Origin of the sequence: Kocuria oceani, assembly GCF_029524215.1 — a bacterium.
Taxonomy (GTDB): Bacteria; Actinomycetota; Actinomycetes; order Actinomycetales; family Micrococcaceae; genus Kocuria; species Kocuria oceani.
The window spans coordinates 163,497-179,893 of the sequence record NZ_JARAMH010000008.1 but is presented as its reverse complement, the minus strand read 5'-3'; the positions used below and the strand labels follow the sequence as shown (position 1 = coordinate 179,893).

Here is a 16,397-nt window from a genome sequence, read left to right as displayed (position 1 = left end):
CGGCAGCAGTTGCCCAGCCTATCCTGCGCCGTGCGCTCGGCCAAGATCGACCGACACGGGCCAGGGCCGCGATCCGGCCCCGGCCCGGGGCTCAGAAGTCCTCGGAGCGGAACAGCTCCACGCCGTCGAGCACGGTCTGCCGGCACACGGGCAGGGACGTGCCGTCCAGGGCGGGCAGCAGCGGGGTGCGCGCTCGCGGGTCGGTGCTCCAGGAGGAGCCGGTGCCCTCGGCCTGCTGCACCATGAGCGCCTCCACGTCCCACACCGCGAAGGTCGCCGGGGTGCCGGGAGCGAGCTGGCCCTGCATCGGGTCCGGGTGCCGGGCGGCCCGCCAGGCGCCGCGGGTGGAGGCCAGGAAGGCGGCGCGGGCGGAGATCCGCTGCTCCGGGTCGTGGTGCTCGAGGCAGGCGCGGACGGTGTCCCACGGGGACAGGGGCACCACGGGCGCGTCGCTGCCCAGGGCCACGGGCACCCCGGCGCGGTAGAAGGAGGCCAGCGGGTTCATCGCCGCGGCCCGCGCAACGCCGAGGCGCTGCTCGTACAGCCCGCCCGGCCCGCCCCAGGCGGCGTCGAAGCCCGGCTGCACGGAAACGGTCACGGCGTGGCGGGCCAGTCGCTCGACACCCTCCGGGTCGATCATCTCGGCGTGCTCCAGGCGGTGGCCGGCGCCCTGGAGGGCGCGCTCCCCCACGAGCTGCGCGGCGCGGTCGAGCCCGTCCAGGACCGTGTCCATCCCGGCGTCCCCGATGACGTGGAAGCCGCCCTGCAGACCGGCCTCCGTGGTCGCGGCCAGGTGCGCCGCGACGGCGTCCGGGTCGAGGTAGAGGTCCCCGGTGCTGGACGGCTCGTCGGCGTAGGGCGCGCGCAGGGCGGCCGTGCGGGAGCCCAGGGCGCCGTCGACGCAGAGGTCTCCGGCCAGGCCGACCAGCGACTCGCCCCGCCGCGGCGGGCGCCCGAGCAGCTCCGCCAGGGCGGCGTCGAAGCGCTCGACGACCGCGCGCGCCTGCGCGGCGGTGCGCACGAGCTCCCCCCGGTAGGGCAGCACGCGCGGGGTCGGCCCCTCGGCGCGGACCCCGTGGTTGGCGAGGGCGACCAGGTGCACGAGGTCCTCGAACGGGGCCACCTGCTCGGCGTTGGCCTCGGCGAGGGCCACGTAGCCCTGGGCCGCGGCGTGGTGCAGGCCCAGCCGGTGCAGCTCGGCCCGGCGCCCGGCGTCGAAGTCGAGGGCGGCGGCGCGCACCCGGTCGTGCGCGAGGTGCTCGACGCGGCCGTCGCCCAGCCAGCCCTCCACGGTGGCGAGGCCGAGCCGCCGGGCGAGGGACGCGGAGACGACCCCCGAGTGGACGTCGATCCGGGTGAGGTAGACCTCTCGCCCGCCCGCGGCGCGGTCCAGTTCCTGGGCCGTGGGCGCGCGCCGCTCGGGCCACGCGGACTCGTCCCAGCCGGAGCCCAGCACCACGCCGTGGCCGGTGCGCGCGGCCCCGGCCACGGCGTCGAGCACCTCCTGCAGGGACCCGGCCGCGGTGAGGTCGAGGGTGGACAGGGCCAGCGCCGTCTCGGTCAGGTGCACGTGCGAGTCCACGAAGCCGGGCGCCAGCAGCCTCCCGTCGAGGTCCACCACGTCCATGGAGGAGTCCTGCAGGGACCGGGCGGCCTCCTCCGAGCCCACCCAGGCCACGCGCGGTCCGTCCACCAGGACGGCGGTGGCGAAGGGATCGGCGGGGCTGTAGACGGAGCCGTTGCGGTAGAGGACCGGACGGCGTGCGGGGGCGGTGGAACTCACGGGTCTCCTGTTCGGGAGGGGCGCGGACGGGGGTCCGGGGCGGACGGGGCGGGCTCAGTCCTCGAAGGCCGAGTGGGCGACGACGCCGCGGCGCACCAGCGCGATCGCGCGCTGGCACTGGCTGCGCAGCTCGGGGCTCAGCAGGTCGATGGAGGCCAGCTGGTCGAGCATGTCGATCACCTGCTTGGCCCAGCGGACGAAGTCCCCGGCGGCGAGCTCGGTGCCGGTCAGCGCGGTGCTCAGCGTGGCCCCCCGCGCCCACAGGTGCATGGGCTCCACCAGGCCGAACTCCGGCTCGGCCGTGGGCGGGAGGTGGTGCTCCTGCTCCCGGTCCGTGAGCACCGACCAGTTGCGCACCACCGTCTGCGCCGCCCGGTCCATGGCCGCGGAGGGCAGCACGGGCTGGACGCGCTGGTCCTCGCGCTTGGCCTGGTACACCAGCAGGGTCACCAGGCCGGCCGTGGCGGCGGGGTCGAGGCCGTCGAGGAACCCGTCCCGCAGGCTCAGCGCCAGGAGCAGGTCCCGGTCCCCGTAGATCCGGCGCAGCTGCTCCCCGGCGTGCGTGGGCCGCACCTCGCCGTCGGGCAGGGCCTCGAGGTAGCCGAAGGAGTCCAGCACCTGGGAGACCCGGTCGAAGGTCCTGGCAATCGTGTTGGTGCGGCCCTCGATCTGGCGCAGCAGCCCGTCCGTGTCCCGGCGCAGCGTCCACCACCGCTCGGCCCAGCGGGCGTGGTTCTCGCGGTCGGAGCACCCGTGGCAGGGGTGGGCGCGCAGGGCCTTGCGCACGTCGACGATGCGCTGCTCGGCGGCGCTGGTGCCCCGGTCGAAGCGGACGGTGTGCCCCCGGCCGCCGCCGCGCGGGGGCCGGTGCTCGTGCAGGGCGTTGCGCACGGAGGAGGCGAGGTCCCGGCGCTCCTTGGGGGTCTTGCCGGTGAAGTGCTTGGGGATCCGGATCCGGGAGACCGGCTCCAGCGGCCCGTCCAGGTCCTGCGCCCCGACCCGGCGCAGCTGGTGGTCCAGGGTCAGGATGGAGGGACGCGGGTCGTCCCGGTTCGGGTCGGTGCTCAGCACCACGGCGTAGCCGGCGTTGCGCCCACGGGGGATCTCCACCACGTCGCCGGGCAGCAGGTCGTGCAGCGAGGCCACCGCGTCCGAGCGGCGCCGGCGGGAGTCGGAGCGCTCCGCGGCCCGCTCGAGGTCCTTGAGCTCCCGGCGCAGGGCCGCGTACTCGGTGAAGTCCCCCAGGTGGCAGGTCATCGCCTCCTCGTAGCCCCGCAGCGACTCCTCCTGGGAGCGGACCCGGCGGGCCAGGCCCACCACGGAGCGGTCGGCCTGGAACTGCGCGAAGGAGGACTCGAGGATCTTCCGGGACCGGTGGGCGCCGAACTGCGCCACGAGGTTCACGGACATGTTGTAGGTGGGCCGGAAGCTGGAGTTCAGCGGATAGGTGCGCTTCGAGGCGAGCCCCGCGACGGTGCGCGGGTCCATGCCGGGCTGCCACAGCACCACCGCGTGGCCCTCGACGTCGATCCCCCGCCGCCCCGCGCGGCCGGTCAGCTGGGTGTACTCCCCCGGGGTGATGTCCACCCTCGACTCGCCGTTGAACTTGTCGAGCTTCTCCAGCACCACGGAGCGGGCCGGCATGTTGATGCCCAGGGCCAGGGTCTCCGTGGCGAAGACCGCCTTGACGAGGCCGTCGGCGAAGAGCTGCTCCACGAGCTCCTTGAACGCCGGAAGCATCCCGGCGTGGTGGGCGGCCACGCCGCGCAGCAGGCCGTCGCGCCACTCGTAGAAGCCCAGCACGTTGAGGTCGGCGGCCTCGAGGGAGGCGGCCGTCTCGGCCACGCGCGCCCGGATGGTTCGCTGCTCCTTGTCCGTGGTCAGCCGGATGTCCGCGGCCACGCACTGCTGGACGGCGCCGTCGCAGCCGGCCCGGGAGAAGATGAAGGTGATCACCGGCAGCAGGCCCTCGGCGTCGAGCCGGCGGATCAGCTGCGGGCGGGAGACCCGCCGGGTCTCGGGTCCGGGGCGCAAGCCCTCGCCGCCGTTGCGCCGGGAGAACCGGTCGCGGGAGCGCCCACCGGGGCCCCGCCCGCCGCGGCGCCCGCCCCGGGGGTGCTCGGCGCGGGCGAGCTGGAGCAGCTCGGGGTTGACCTCGGGCTCGTCGCGGCCGGGTCCGCCGATCCGCTCGGCCGCCTCCTCCACGGTGGTGTCGTCCACGAACAGGTCCAGCAGGCGCCCGCCCACCTGCACGTGCTGCCACAGGGGCACGGGCCGGTGCTCGGAGACGACGACGTCGGTGTCCCCGCGCACCGTGTCCAGCCACGCGCCGAACTCCTCCGCGTTGGAGACGGTCGCGGACAGGGAGACGAGCTGCACGCTCTCCGGCAGGTGGATGATGACCTCCTCCCAGACGGCGCCGCGGAAACGGTCGGCGAGGTAGTGCACCTCGTCCATGATCACGAAGCCGAGGTTGAGCAGCGTCGGGGAGTCGGCGTAGAGCATGTTCCGCAGGACCTCGGTGGTCATCACGACCACGTCGGCCTCGGAGTTCACGGACGTGTCGCCCGTGAGCAGGCCCACCCGCTCCGCGCCGAAGGCGCGGGAGAACTCGTGGAACTTCTGGTTGCTCAGGGCCTTGATCGGGGTCGTGTAGAACGCCTTCTGGCCGCGGGAGAGGGCGAGGTGGACGGCGAACTCCCCCACCACGGTCTTGCCGGCGCCGGTGGGCGCGGCCACGAGCGCCCCGCGGCCCTCCTCGAGGGACCGGCACGCGGTCACCTGGAACTCGTCCATCGCGAACTCCAGCCGCTGCTGGAACACCGACAGCTCGGTCCTCGCGTGGACGGCCCGCTGCTTGGCGGCCAGGTATCGGTCGGCGTAGGAGGACATGTGCCCACCCTACTGCGCATCGCCGACGCGGACGGGTCCGCGCAGGCCCGTTCGCGACGGGCCGATCCGGGTCAGGCGCCAGTGCCCTTCTCGGGGTCCCGGCCGAGCCGATCCAGTGCGTCGGCCGTGGTGGCGGCGTCGGCCGACGCACCCGTGGCGGCGGCCCGCCGCTCCTCCCGGCGGGCGCGCCGCCGGTCCAGGAGCAGGCACAGCCCGACCGCCACGAAGAACAGGGTCAGCAGCGGCACCGCGAGGTAGAACATGGTCATCGGGTCCGGGCCGGGGGCCGCCATCGCCGAGACGACCATCACGAGCACCACCACGATCCGCCAGCTCTTGAGCACCGTCCGGCCCGAGAGCACCCCCAGCATGTTCAGCCCCACCAGGAACACCGGCAGCACGAAGGCGATCCCGAAGGTGAGGATGAGCTGGAGGAAGAACCGCAGGTACACGTCGGCGGAGATGAAGTTCGTGCCGCCGGCCGGCGTGAACGCGGTCAGCGCGTAGACGGCCGTGGGCAGGGTCAGCACGGCCACCGCGATGCCGCCGAGGAAGAGCGGGACCGCCGCGGCCAGGAAGCCGACCGCGTAGCGCCGCTCCGTGCGGTGCAGGGCGGGGGTCACGAAGGCCCAGAGCTGGTACAGCCACACGGGGCTGGCCAGCACCAGCCCCAGGACCAGGGAGACCTCCACCATGATGTTGAAGGAGGAGCCCACCGCGGAGTAGTTGATGGACGCCTGGTTGCCCTCGGCCTCTGCCAGCCGCGCCAGGGGCTCGGTGATGTAGCCCATGAAGGGCTGGTAGAGGAAGAAGCCGCCCACCATGCCGAGGACCGTGGCCACGGCTGCCTTGATCAGCCGGTTGCGCAGCTCCCGCAGGTGCTCGGCCAGGGCCATCTGCGCCTGCGGGTTGGCCTTGCGCGCGGACCGGCGCTGCTTGGGGCCGCGGGATGACTGCGCGGACATGGGACCTCCGGGACGTCGGGGCCGGACGGGGGGGGGACGGGACGGGGAACCGGGCGAGCGGCCCTCCGCTCCCGCGCGGGGGCGAGGCGGCGGACCGCTCGGGTGCGGGGCGCGGGCCGTCAGGCCGTGGGGTTGCCGGGACGCTGGTCCGGGCGCGGCGGGGTCTCCGTGCCGGAGGCGCCGGTCGTGCCGGGGCGCGCCTCCGGGGCGGCGTCCCGGCCGTCCTGCACGGGGCGGCCGTCGATCACGACGTCCGAGCCGTCCGGCTGGTCGTCCTTCTTCATCTCCTTGACCTCGGACTTGAAGATGCGCAGCGACTGGCCGAGGCTGCGGGCCATGCCCGGGAGCTTGGGCGCGCCGAAGAGCAGCAGGATCACCAGCAGGATGATCAGGATCATGAAGGGGCTGTCGAAGAGCCTACCCATTGAACATTCCTTTCCGTTCAGCCCGGCGGATGTCGCTGATCCGCTGCGGCTGGCCCATGCGGTCCTTGCGCTCCATGCGGCGTCTCAGACGGGCGGTTTCTCGTTGGTCACGGCCGACCCGGTAGTCGGCCACGGCTTGCCCCACCGGGGTGAACAGGGCGGGGTCCGGGGCGGCCCGGACGGGACGCTGCACCCCGGCGGCGGCGTCGTCCCAGTGCTGGGCGAACTCCCCGGCCACCGTCTCGGTGTCCCGGAGCAGGGCGAGGAAGGTCCTCACCAGCCGCCACAGCATCAGCCCGAGGAACGCGGCGCCGAGCAGGACGAGGACCGTCCACAGCAGGACCCAGGACCACCAGAGCATGTCCTCCAGTATAGGCGCGCCGGTCAGCGCTGTTCCGACGTCTCGTACGCGCCCAGCGCCGAGTTCACCCAGAGTTCCACCTGGGCCACCACGTCGTCCGGGCCGGCCACGGCCAGCTGCCCGCCGTAGCGGGTGACGAGCGCGCACACCGCCTCGACGGTCTGGAAGCCGATCAGCGCGGCCTCGTGGTCGGCGGCGGGACCGGTGCGGGGCCCGCCGGGCAGCCGCACCACCGCGGTACGGGTCGCGTGGTACTGGTCCGCGATCCACCGGCTGCGGCGGTCGGTGACGAGCACGACCTCCACGGTGTCCGGGGTGCCGGGGGCCGGCCGGGACGCCGCGGCGGCCTCCTGGGCGGCCGGGCGCTCCCCGGCGGGTCCGGCGTCCTCGACGGAGGAGATCCGGTCGAGCCGGAAGTTGCGCATACCCTCGGAGGTCAGGCACCACGCGCGCACGTACCAGTGCGTGTTGGAGGAGAAGACCTGCACGGGGTCGACCACGCGCTCGGTGAGCTCGTCCCGGGAGGGGACCACGTAGCGGATCCGGATCCGGCGCCGCTCCTCCACGGCCCGGCGCACGGTGGCCATGACGTCCGCCAGCGCCGGGGCGGGGGTGTCCGTGATGGGGCGGGCGCCCACCGCGTTGGCCAGGACCCCGGCGTCCCCGGCCGCGCCGGCGACCTTGGCGATCGCCGAGGCCACGGCCTCGGAGTCCCCGCCGGGCACGGTGCGCAGGGTCTGCAGGCCCACGAGCAGCGCGGAGGCCTCCGGCTGGGTGAGCCGCACGGGGTCGGAGAGCTCGTCCGCGTTGGAGAGGTAGACGTGGCCGTCGTCCCAGGACGCGTCGATCAGCTGGTCGGGCATGTGCCCGGGCTTGCCGCACACGAACAGCGTGTTGAGGTCGGCGATCAGCTCCTGGTCGGTGATCCCGAAGCGGCGGGCGGTCTCCTCCAGCTCGGCGCCCTGGTGGGCGTAGACCCACCTGACGATCTCCAGCAGCCGCGAGAGGTGGTCGGCCGTGGAGAGCTTGTTGCGGGTGCCCTTGCGGGACTTCACGGTCCAGTCGACGGTCACGCCGCGGAACGCGGCCACGGCCGCGGCGGCGCTGCCGAGCCGGCGCACCACGGCGGCCCGGACCTCGGCCTGCATGGTGGGCGCCGTCCCGTCCCCGCCCTCGGGCACGACGACGCCGGGGCCGGCCGCGGCGATCTCCTCGGCGAGGATCTCGGTCTCCGCGAACGGGATGTGCAGCCGGTCCCAGGCCCCGGCGACCGCGGCGGGCTGCTGCCGGGAGGCCATCCGGCGCAGCATCAGGGCGTGGCCGGGGCGGGCGAGGACCTCCACGGTGCGCGCCGGGGCGTGGGAGACCATGTGGGACAGCGCCTCGTTCATGGAGAAGCCCTCGGGCGGGTCGAACTCCTTGCGGGTCACCGTGACGTCGGACATGATCCGGGAGAGCCGGAACGTGCGGGAGTCCTTGCGGTCCAGGTCCCAGCCGACCACGTACCAGTTGCCGTAGCGGGAGCCGATCCCCCACGGGCGCAGCCGGCGGGTGGTGAGCTGGTCGGTGCTGCGGGCCAGGTAGTCGAAGCGCACCTCACGATGGCGCACGACCGCCGAGAGCAGCGGCTCGAAGGACGGCTCGTGGGCGGTGAGGGTGGGCTGGAGCAGCGGCGGGGCGTCCTCGTCGGGCAGTCCCCCGATGGCCGGCTCCAGCTTGCGCAGGGCGCGGCGGGCCAGCTCGCCCAGGGAGGCGTCCGTCCACGCGTTGGCGGCCAGGGCGAGCACCGCCGACTCCTCCGCGGTGAACTGCAGCGGCGGCAGGGTGAAGGACCCGCGCGGGATCCGGTACCGGTGCCCGTGCGTGTCGTCCGGGAAGAGGGGGTCCTCGGAGACCTCCTCGATGGGGTAGCCGAGATCGCGCAGCTCCGCCTTGTCGCGCTCGAACATCCGCTCGAAGGCCTCGTCCGAGGCGGACTCCGCGTACGACGGAACGGCCTCCCGCAGCTCGGCGCGGGTGTAGCCGCGCTCGCGGGAGACCAGGGCGATGAGCAGGTTGAGAAGCCGCTCCGTCGATCGGGCTGCCATCCGCTGGGTCCTCAGCGCACGTCCAGGAGGTCCACCACGAAGATGAGGGCCTCGTCGGGGCCGATCACTCCACCCGCGCCCCGGGAGCCGTAGGCCATGGCGGAGGGGATCTCCAGGCGGCGGCGGCCGCCGACCTTCATGCCCAGCAGACCCTGGTCCCAGCCCTCGATGACCTGGCCGATGCCCACGGTGAAGTCCAGCGGCTGGCCGCGGTTCCAGGAGGCGTCGAACTCCTCGCCGGCGGAGAAGGTCACGCCGACGTAGTGGCAGGAGATCTGCTTGCCGGCGGTGGCCTCGGCGCCGGTGCCCTCGACGAGGTCGGTGACGACCAGCTCGGTCGGGGCCTCCCCCTCGGGGAAGTCGATCTCGGGCTTGGTGCGGTCGAGCTTGCGCTCTCCGAAGGACATGGGTGCTCCTGGTTCGTCGGGTCGTCGGCGGACGTGGCCGCCGGGGACGGTGGGGCCGCGGGCCCCGGTGGGGGCCGCGCCCCCACCGGGCCACCATAGCCGACCGGGACTACTCCTCGGTCGCCGAGGGCGACGCGCTGGGCGATGCGCTGGGCGACGCGGAGGGCTCGGCCGGGGCCTCGGGGGTCTCGACGGCGGCCAGGATGTCGACCACGAACAGCAGGTCGCCCGCGGGGTACTGGGAGTCCTCGCCGAGGTCCTTCTCCGTGCCGTAGGCCTGGTCGACCGGCACGGACAGGATCACGCGGGAGCCGGCCTTCTTGCCCGCCAGGCCCTCCTGCCAGCCCTCGATGACGTTGTCGAGAGGGAAGGACGCGGGGGCGCCCTTCTCGTAGGAGGAGTCGAAGGTCTCGCCGTCGGACCACTTCACGCCCACGTAGTTCGCGATGACGGTGTCGCCCTCGGCGACCTCCTCGCCGTCGCCCTCGATGAGGTACTCGGAGACCAGCTTCCCGGGGGCCTTCCCCTCGGGCTCGGCCACGGTGGGCACGCCCTCGTCGTTCTCGGTGACCTCGGGCAGCCCCTTCGGGCTGTCCTGCGGCTCGCCCTCGATCTCGGTGGGGATCTTGCGCACGACCTCGTAGACCTCCACGGAGGTCGACTCGTCGCCGGCGGCGCCGGAGGTCTCCGGGGAGGAGTAGGCGATGATCGCGCCCTCCTTGGCACCCACGAGGGCGTCGTACATTTCCGGGATGGACTCCTGCAGACCCTGCTCCAGGGTGAGGACCTGGCCGGCGCCCTGGGAGTAGGTCTCGCCGATCGAGGTGCCGTCCGAGCCCTTGAACAGCGCCGCCTGCAGCAGGATGGTGTCGCCCTCGGCGATCTCCGCGCCCTCGCCCTCGCGCAGCTCCTTGGCACCGGCCTCCTCGGCGTTGAGCGGGGTCTCGAACGTCACCGAGGGGGCGGTGCCCGAGGCCGGGTCGTTGCTGAGCTCGACGGAGTCGACTCCGGCCCCCGAGCAGCCTGCGAGGGCGAGCATCAGGGACAGGGCGGCAACGGAGGTGGTCAGGGTCTTTCGCACAGGTGTCTTCCTCGGGGGTCGGGCCGGGTGGGGTCGGCGGAGTCGGGCGGCAGGGCCGGGCCGCGCCCAGCCTAGTGCAGGGCGCTGGATGTTGACTGGACAGCGCGGCCCGGCCGCCGGTCGCGGCCGCGTCAGATGACGGGGGCGTCCCCGTGGGCGGGGCCGTCCCCGGCGGGGGCCGCCGCGCGCAGGCCGGCCACCAGGGCGTCGGCCTCGGGGTGCTCGGTGGCGAAGGGGTCCTTGCACAGCACGGTGCGCTGGGTGCGGTCGTTGACCTTCAGGTGCACCCAGTCGACCGTGTAGTGGTGCCCGGAGGCGACCACCGCGTCGATGAACCGGCCGCGGACGGCGGCCCGGGTGGCGGGCGGGGTGCGCGCGGCCTCCTCGACCCGCTCGTCGGGGACGAAGGTCGCGGCCTGTCCGCGCCGCTGCAGCAGGTTGAACAGCCCGCGCTCCGGGGCGGTGTCGTGGTAGGCGAGGTCCAGCTGGGCCAGGCGCGGGGCGGAGAGGTCGAGGCCGTCCCGGGCGGCGTAGCCGTCGAGCAGCTTCTTCTTGATGGCCCAGTCGATCTCGGTGTCGATCGCCGAGGCGTCCTGCCGGGCCACGGCGTCCAGGGTGCGCTCCCACAGCTCCAGCACCCACGGCACCCGGTCGTGGTGGGCGCCCTCCCGGTCGACGAAGGCCCGGACGGCCTCCAGGTGCTCCCGCTGCAGGTCCAGGGCGGAGCGCCGGGCGCCGTCGGCGAGCAGGACCGGGTGGGTGCCGGTGAGGTCGTGGGAGACCTCCCGCAGGGACCGCACCGGGTCGGCCATGGTCCGGTCCGGCAGGATCTGCCCCGCCTCGATCATCCGCAGCATCAGGTCGGTGGTCCCCGCCCGCAGGGCCGTGGTGGTCTGGGACATGGTGGAGTCCCCCACGATCACGTGCAGCCGGCGGTAGTGCTGGGCGTCGGCGTGCGGCTCGTCCCGGGTGTTGATCAGCGGCCGGGAGCGGGTGGTGGCCGAGGAGGAGCCCTCCCAGATGTGGTCCGCGCGCTGGGAGAAGGAGTAGCTGGGGGCCCCGGAGCCCACCGGCACGGCCCCGAAGTCCTCCGGGCCGGCGGGGTGGACCTTGCCGGCGCCCACGAGCAACTGGCGGGTGACCAGGAACGGGATGAGGATCTGCACCAGCCGGGCGAATTCGGTGCGCCGGGCGATGAGGTAGTTCTCATGGGAGCCGAAGGAGTTGCCGCGGGAGTCGACGTTGTTCTTGAACAGATAGATCTGCCCGGGGACCCCGTCCGCCGCCAGGGTGTCCTGGGCCTGCCGCCGCAGGTCGTCGACCAGCAGCTCACCGGCCTTGTCCTGGGCCACGAGGTCCTCGAGGCTCGCGCACTCGGCGGTCGCGTACTCGGGGTGGGAGCCGACGTCCAGGTAGAGCCGGCCCCCGTTGGGCAGGAACACGTTCGAGGACCGGCCCCAGGCCACCACGGGGCGGAAGAGCGTGCGGGCGGCCTCCTCGGGGCTGAGCTGCCGCGCCCCGGGGGCGCTGTGGGCGATGCCGAACTCGGTCTCGATGCCGTAGATCCTGCGGTCCATGGGGGCTACTGGCCGCCCTTCTGGACGAAGCCCTTCACGAACTCCTCGGCGTTGGACTCGAGCACGCCGTCGATCTCGGCCAGCAGGTCGTCGGCGCTGCCGGTGCTGGTCTGGGCCTGGGCGGCGGGCTGGGTGGGGGCGGGGGCGCCGGGCTCGGGGAGCTCGGTCTCCTCGCGGCGCTGGGCGCCGGTGCCGAAGATGCGTTCCTGGGCCATGAGGGGTCCTCCTGGAGTGGTGGGTGGGTGTGCTCAGCCGAGGGAGCCGGTGTGCACGAGGGCGGGGCGGGCGCCGGCGAGGGCGCGGACGAGGTGCTCGGCGTCGGGGGCGGACCCCACGAGGGGGCCGACGTCCTCACGGGTGAGGTCCAGCGGCTCGGGCATCGCGATCCGCGCGCCGCGGCGGACTCCCGGCAGCGCGAGGGAGACCGAGTCCCAGTTGGCGGTGAGCACGTCGTCGGGGAACCGGGAGACCAGGTGGCCCCGGAACCAGGCGCGGGTGTCGGCGGGCGGCGCGCCGGCCGCCCGCTCGATCTCCTCGGCGCCGAACAGGGTGCGCATCCGCCCGCCCGCGACCAGCCGGTGGTAGAGCCCCTTCTCGGGGCGCACGTCGGCGTACTGCAGGTCGACCAGCGTCAGGCGGGGGTCGTCCCAGGCGAGCCCGTCGCGCTCGCGGTAGCCCCGCAGCAGCGCGTACTTGGCGACCCAGTCCAGCCGGTCGGCCAGGGACAGCGGGTCGGTCTCGAGGGCGTCGAGGACCTCCTCCCAGAGCTCGAGGACCTCCCGGGTCTGCGGATCGGGTTCCCCGCCGGCCGCCTCGTGGGCGCGGGCGGCCTCGAGATAGAGCCGCTGCAGCTGGACCCCGGTGAGCTCCCGGCCGTCCCGGAGCGCGACGGTGGCGCGCAGCGACGGGTCGTGGCTGATCGCCTGCAGGGCGGCCACGGGGTCGGCGAGGCCGAGGTCCGGGGCGGCGCCGGCCTCGACCAGGCCCAGGACCAGGGAGGTGGTGCCGAACTTCAGCAGCCCGGCGGTGTGGGACAGGTTGGCGTCGCCGATGATGACGTGCAGGCGGCGGTGCCGGCCGCGCTCGGCGTGGGGCTCGTCCCGGGTGTTGACGATGGGCCGGTGGACGGTGGTCTCCAGCCCGATCTCGCGCTCGAAGAAGTCGGCGCGCTGGCTCAGCTGGAAGCCCGGGCGCCGGCCGCGCGGGCCCAGACCGACGCGGCCGGCGCCGCACATCACCTGGCGGGAGGCGAAGAAGGGCAGCAGGGCCGCGGCGAGCCGGTCGAAGGGCACGGCGCGGGGCACCAGGTAGTTCTCGTGGGCGCCGTAGGAGACGGACTTGTTGTCGGTGTTGTTCTTGTAGAGGTTCACGACGTCGAGGCCGGTGCTCGCGGCGCTGGCGGCCACGGCCCGGACGGCGTCGAGGGCCACGCGGTCCCCGGCCGCGTCCCAGAGGACGGCGTCCCGGGGGGTGGTGACCTCCGGGGAGGAGTACTCGGGGTGGGAGTGGTCCACGTAGAGGCGGGCGCCGTTGGGCAGGACGGTGTTCATCACGACCTGGGCCCAGTCCATGGACTCCGCCCAGGGCCCGGACTCGCGCAGCGCCTCGGCGGCGACCTCCTCCGCGGTGAGCACGGGGGCGACGTCGGTGAGCTGGGAGGGGTCGGCCTGCTCGCGCGGGACGGTGAAGCCGCGGGCGTCCTCCAGGGGCGTCTCGCCGTGGTAGTCCCAGTCGGCGGTGGTGCGGGACGCGCCGAGACGGCGGCGCACCAGGGCGGCGTAGGTGGTGACCACCTGGGTGGAGAGCACGGTGGCGTTGGCGTGCGGGTTGCCGGTGGCCAGCACACCGTACTCAGTCTCGGTGCCCATGACACGGCGGACGGTCATGCGCCGGCCTCCCCCGGTGCGTCCGCCGGTGCTTCCCCTGCTGGCGCCGGCGGCGTGGCCGGCCCGGCGGGGTGGGGGTCGCGGTGCAGGGCCACGCGCAGGTCGGTGATGGTGTCCCCGCGGCGCCCGGAGATGCGGGCCCAGTCCTCCGGGTTGGAGGTGTTGGGCAGGTCCTGCTGCTCGTGGAACTCCTCGTCCACCGCGCGGACCAGGTGGGCGCGGCCCAGGCCCCGCTCCCCGGTGGTGAGCAGGTCCTTGATGGCCTGCTTCTTGGCCCGGTCCACCACGTTGCGGATCACGGCCCCGGAGGTGAAGTCGCTGAAGTAGAGGGTCTCCTCGGTGCCGTCGCGGTAGCTCAGGTGCAGGAACCGCGTGGCGGGGCTCTTCTCGTACATCCGGGCCACCGCGGCGTCCACGAGGGCCTCGACGGCGCCCGCGCGGGAGCCGGCGGCGTCGACCTCGGCCCGGCGCAGGGGCAGGTCCTCGGTGACGTAGAGGCGCAGGATCTCGGCGGCGCCCTGGGCGTCGGGGCGGTCGATGCGGATCTTGACGTCGAGCCGGCCCGGGCGCAGCACGGCGGGGTCGATCATGTCCTCGCGGTTGGTGGCGCCGATGACGATGACGTTGTCGAGCCGCTCCACGCCGTCGATCTCGGTCAGCAGCTGCGGGACGATGGTGGTCTCCACGTCCGAGGACAGCCCGGAGCCGCGGGTGCGGAACAGGGAGTCCATCTCGTCGAAGAACACGACCACGGGCACGCCCCGGACGGCCTGCTCCCGGGCGCGCAGGAAGATGGAGCGGATCTGGCGCTCGGTCTCCCCCACGTACTTGTCCAGCAGCTCCGGGCCCTTGATGTTCAGGAAGTAGCCCAGGGCCTTCTCGCGGCCGGCGCGGTCGGCGGCGCGCTCGGCGAGGGAGCGGGCGACGGCCTTGGCGATGAGGGTCTTGCCGTTGCCGGGGGGCCCGTAGAGCAGGATGCCCTTGGGCGGGGTGAGGCCGTGCTCGCGGTAGAGCTCGGGGTGGACGAAGGGCAGCTCCACGGCGTCGCGGATCTGCTCGATCTGGGGGCCGAGGCCGCCGATGTCGTCGTAGGAGACGGCGGGGACCTCCTCGAGGACGAGCTGCTCGACGTCGGTCCGCTCGATCGGCTCGAGGGCGAAGCCGGTCCGGTGGTCGATGGACACGGCGTCACCGATCTCCGGGCGCCGGCGGCGCAGCAGCCCGGAGAGCAGCAGCACCCGCTCCTCGTCGGAGCGGCCCACCGTGAGCACGCGGTCGTGGTCGACGATCTCCTTGACCGTGGCGACCTCCCCGGTCTGCTCGTAGTCCAGGACGGCGCCGACGGTGTAGTTCTGGTCGAGCAGCACCTGGCGCCCGGGCTCGCACGCGGCGAAGCTCACCAGGGGGCTCAGCGCCACCCGCATCCGCCGGCCGGCGACGAGGACGTCCAGGGTGCGCTCGGTCACGGCCGGCCCGCTGCCGGTCTGCTCGCCCACGGGGGCGTGTCCCGGGTTGACCTGCACTACCGTGCCCTGGCTCAGGGGCGGGACGAGGTCGTTCTCCAGGGCGCGCTTGAGCTGGGCGATCTCGGTGCGGGTGGCGTCGAGCAGGCGCACCAGCTTCTGGTTCTGGGTCCCGGCGGCGGCGAGCTGCTTGTCGAGGGCGCGCTTCTGGTCCCGGAGGATGTTGACCTGCCGCTGGGCGGTGGTCAGGGCCCGGCGGGTCTGCTCCGCGTCGGCCGGGACGGCCTGCTGCTGAGGGGGCTCGTTCACGGGCGGTCCTCCTGCTCCTCCCCGGGGACCGGAGCGGCCGGCGCCGCGCTGCCGCCGTCCGGGGTGCCGGGCTCCGGGGTGCCGGCGCTCGCGGGTTCCGTGGCCCGGGCGGCGCGCTCGGCCAGGCCGAGGGCCTCCCGGCCGGCCCGGCGCAGCTTCTTGTCGGTGACGTCGCGCTCGCCCAGGGCCACGGGGGTCCAGGCGTCGAGGTCCTCCTGGCTGTACTCGGACTTCGAGGCCCGGCGCTTGGGCGCCAGCCGCTCCGAGCCGTCCGCGAGGCGGCGGGCGGAGAGCAGGAAGCCGGTGTGGGCGACCATCCGGTGGTCCGGGCGCACGGCCAGGCCCTCGACGTGCCAGCCGCGCACCATGGTCTCGGAGGCGTCCGGCTCGGTGAAGCGCCCGTCCGCGCGCATCGCCTCGGCGGTCCGGGAGAGCTGGGTGACGGTGGCGACGTAGCACATGACCACTCCGCCGGGGGCCAGGGCCGTGGCCACGGCGTCGAGGCACTCCCAGGGGGCGAGCATGTCCAGGACCACGCGGTCCACGGAGCCGGGCTGCTCGTACCGGCCGAGCTCCTGGGCCAGGTCGCCGATGGTGATCCGCCAGGCGGGGTGGGGGCCGCCGAACATGGTCTCGACGTTGCCGCGGGCGATGTCGGCGAACTCCGCCCGGCGCTCGAAGGAGTGCAGGTGCCCCTCGTCGCCGACCGCGCGCAGCAGGGAGATGGACAGCGCGCCGGAGCCGACGCCGGCCTCGACCACCCGGGCCCCGGGGAAGATGTCGGCCATGGTGACGATCTGCCCGGCGTCCTTGGGGTAGACCACCGCCGCGCCGCGCGGCATGGACAGCACGAAGTCCTTCAGCAGCGGGCGCAGGGCCTGGTAGCGGAACCCGGCGGAGTTCTCCACCACGGTGCCCTCCGGCCGGCCGATGAGCTCGCCGTGGCTGAGCACGCCGCGGTGGGAGTGGAACTCGCCGTCGGCCGCGAGGGTGACCGTGTTCATCCGCCCGCGCTCGTCGGTGAGCTGCACGCGCTCCCCGGCCCGGAAGGGACCGCGCCGGTTCAGGGCGCCCCGCGGGGTGGCGGGCGTGGGGGCGGCGGTCTGGTCAGCGGTTCCGGTCATCGGCTCACTTTCACGGGATGGCGTTGCGGTGCGGGGT

Annotated in this window: 13 protein-coding genes; all 13 read right to left on the bottom strand. The window is 74.1% G+C overall.

Annotated elements, in window-relative coordinates; translation table 11 throughout:
- Positions 1–91: 91 nt before the first annotated feature.
- The 13 genes from PU704_RS11210 to PU704_RS11150 all read right to left on the bottom strand — a co-directional run bounded on the left by PU704_RS11210 (position 92) and on the right by PU704_RS11150 (position 16,360).
- Positions 92–1,783, bottom strand: a complete 1,692-nt coding sequence (locus tag PU704_RS11210; RefSeq protein ID WP_277551427.1) for an amidohydrolase — start codon at positions 1,781–1,783, stop codon at positions 92–94.
- Between the two features lie 54 nt (positions 1,784–1,837).
- Positions 1,838–4,675, bottom strand: a complete 2,838-nt coding sequence (locus tag PU704_RS11205) for a DEAD/DEAH box helicase (RefSeq protein ID WP_277551426.1) — start codon at positions 4,673–4,675, stop codon at positions 1,838–1,840.
- 71 nt (positions 4,676–4,746) lie between these two features.
- Positions 4,747–5,640: a twin-arginine translocase subunit TatC gene (gene tatC, locus PU704_RS11200; RefSeq protein ID WP_277551425.1), complete on the bottom strand. Its 894-nt coding sequence runs from the start codon at positions 5,638–5,640 to the stop codon at positions 4,747–4,749.
- A 119-nt stretch (positions 5,641–5,759) separates the two neighbouring features.
- A complete protein-coding gene (gene tatA / locus PU704_RS11195) occupies positions 5,760–6,065 on the bottom strand; it encodes a Sec-independent protein translocase subunit TatA (RefSeq protein WP_277551424.1) in 306 nt (101 codons plus the stop codon).
- Positions 6,058–6,426, bottom strand: a complete 369-nt coding sequence (locus PU704_RS11190) for a hypothetical protein (protein ID WP_047801776.1) — start codon at positions 6,424–6,426, stop codon at positions 6,058–6,060. The genes tatA and PU704_RS11190 overlap by 8 nt, the downstream gene beginning before the upstream one ends.
- Before the next feature lie 23 nt (positions 6,427–6,449).
- On the bottom strand, positions 6,450–8,513 hold the full coding sequence (locus PU704_RS11185; protein WP_277551423.1) for a WYL domain-containing transcriptional regulator: 2,064 nt from the start codon (positions 8,511–8,513) through the stop codon (positions 6,450–6,452).
- Between the two features lie 11 nt (positions 8,514–8,524).
- Positions 8,525–8,920: an FKBP-type peptidyl-prolyl cis-trans isomerase gene (locus tag PU704_RS11180; protein WP_075871722.1), complete on the bottom strand. Its 396-nt coding sequence runs from the start codon at positions 8,918–8,920 to the stop codon at positions 8,525–8,527.
- A 109-nt stretch (positions 8,921–9,029) separates the two neighbouring features.
- Positions 9,030–10,001, bottom strand: coding sequence for an FKBP-type peptidyl-prolyl cis-trans isomerase (locus PU704_RS11175; RefSeq protein ID WP_277551422.1), 972 nt, complete (start codon positions 9,999–10,001; stop codon positions 9,030–9,032).
- 131 nt (positions 10,002–10,132) lie between these two features.
- Positions 10,133–11,578 (bottom strand): Pup--protein ligase, encoded by a 1,446-nt coding sequence (pafA, locus tag PU704_RS11170; RefSeq protein WP_277551421.1) that lies wholly within the window; start codon positions 11,576–11,578, stop codon positions 10,133–10,135.
- A 5-nt stretch (positions 11,579–11,583) separates the two neighbouring features.
- Positions 11,584–11,793 (bottom strand): ubiquitin-like protein Pup, encoded by a 210-nt coding sequence (locus PU704_RS11165; protein ID WP_277551420.1) that lies wholly within the window; start codon positions 11,791–11,793, stop codon positions 11,584–11,586.
- Between the two features lie 33 nt (positions 11,794–11,826).
- On the bottom strand, positions 11,827–13,464 hold the full coding sequence (gene dop / locus PU704_RS11160; RefSeq protein WP_277551419.1) for a depupylase/deamidase Dop: 1,638 nt from the start codon (positions 13,462–13,464) through the stop codon (positions 11,827–11,829).
- Positions 13,461–15,236, bottom strand: coding sequence for a proteasome ATPase (arc, locus tag PU704_RS11155; protein WP_277551418.1), 1,776 nt, complete (start codon positions 15,234–15,236; stop codon positions 13,461–13,463). Before arc ends, dop begins: the two co-directional genes overlap by 4 nt.
- Entirely contained in the window at positions 15,233–16,360 is a 1,128-nt protein-coding gene (locus PU704_RS11150; protein WP_277551417.1) for a tRNA (adenine-N1)-methyltransferase, read from the bottom strand. The genes arc and PU704_RS11150 overlap by 4 nt, the downstream gene beginning before the upstream one ends.
- Positions 16,361–16,397 lie beyond the last annotated feature (37 nt).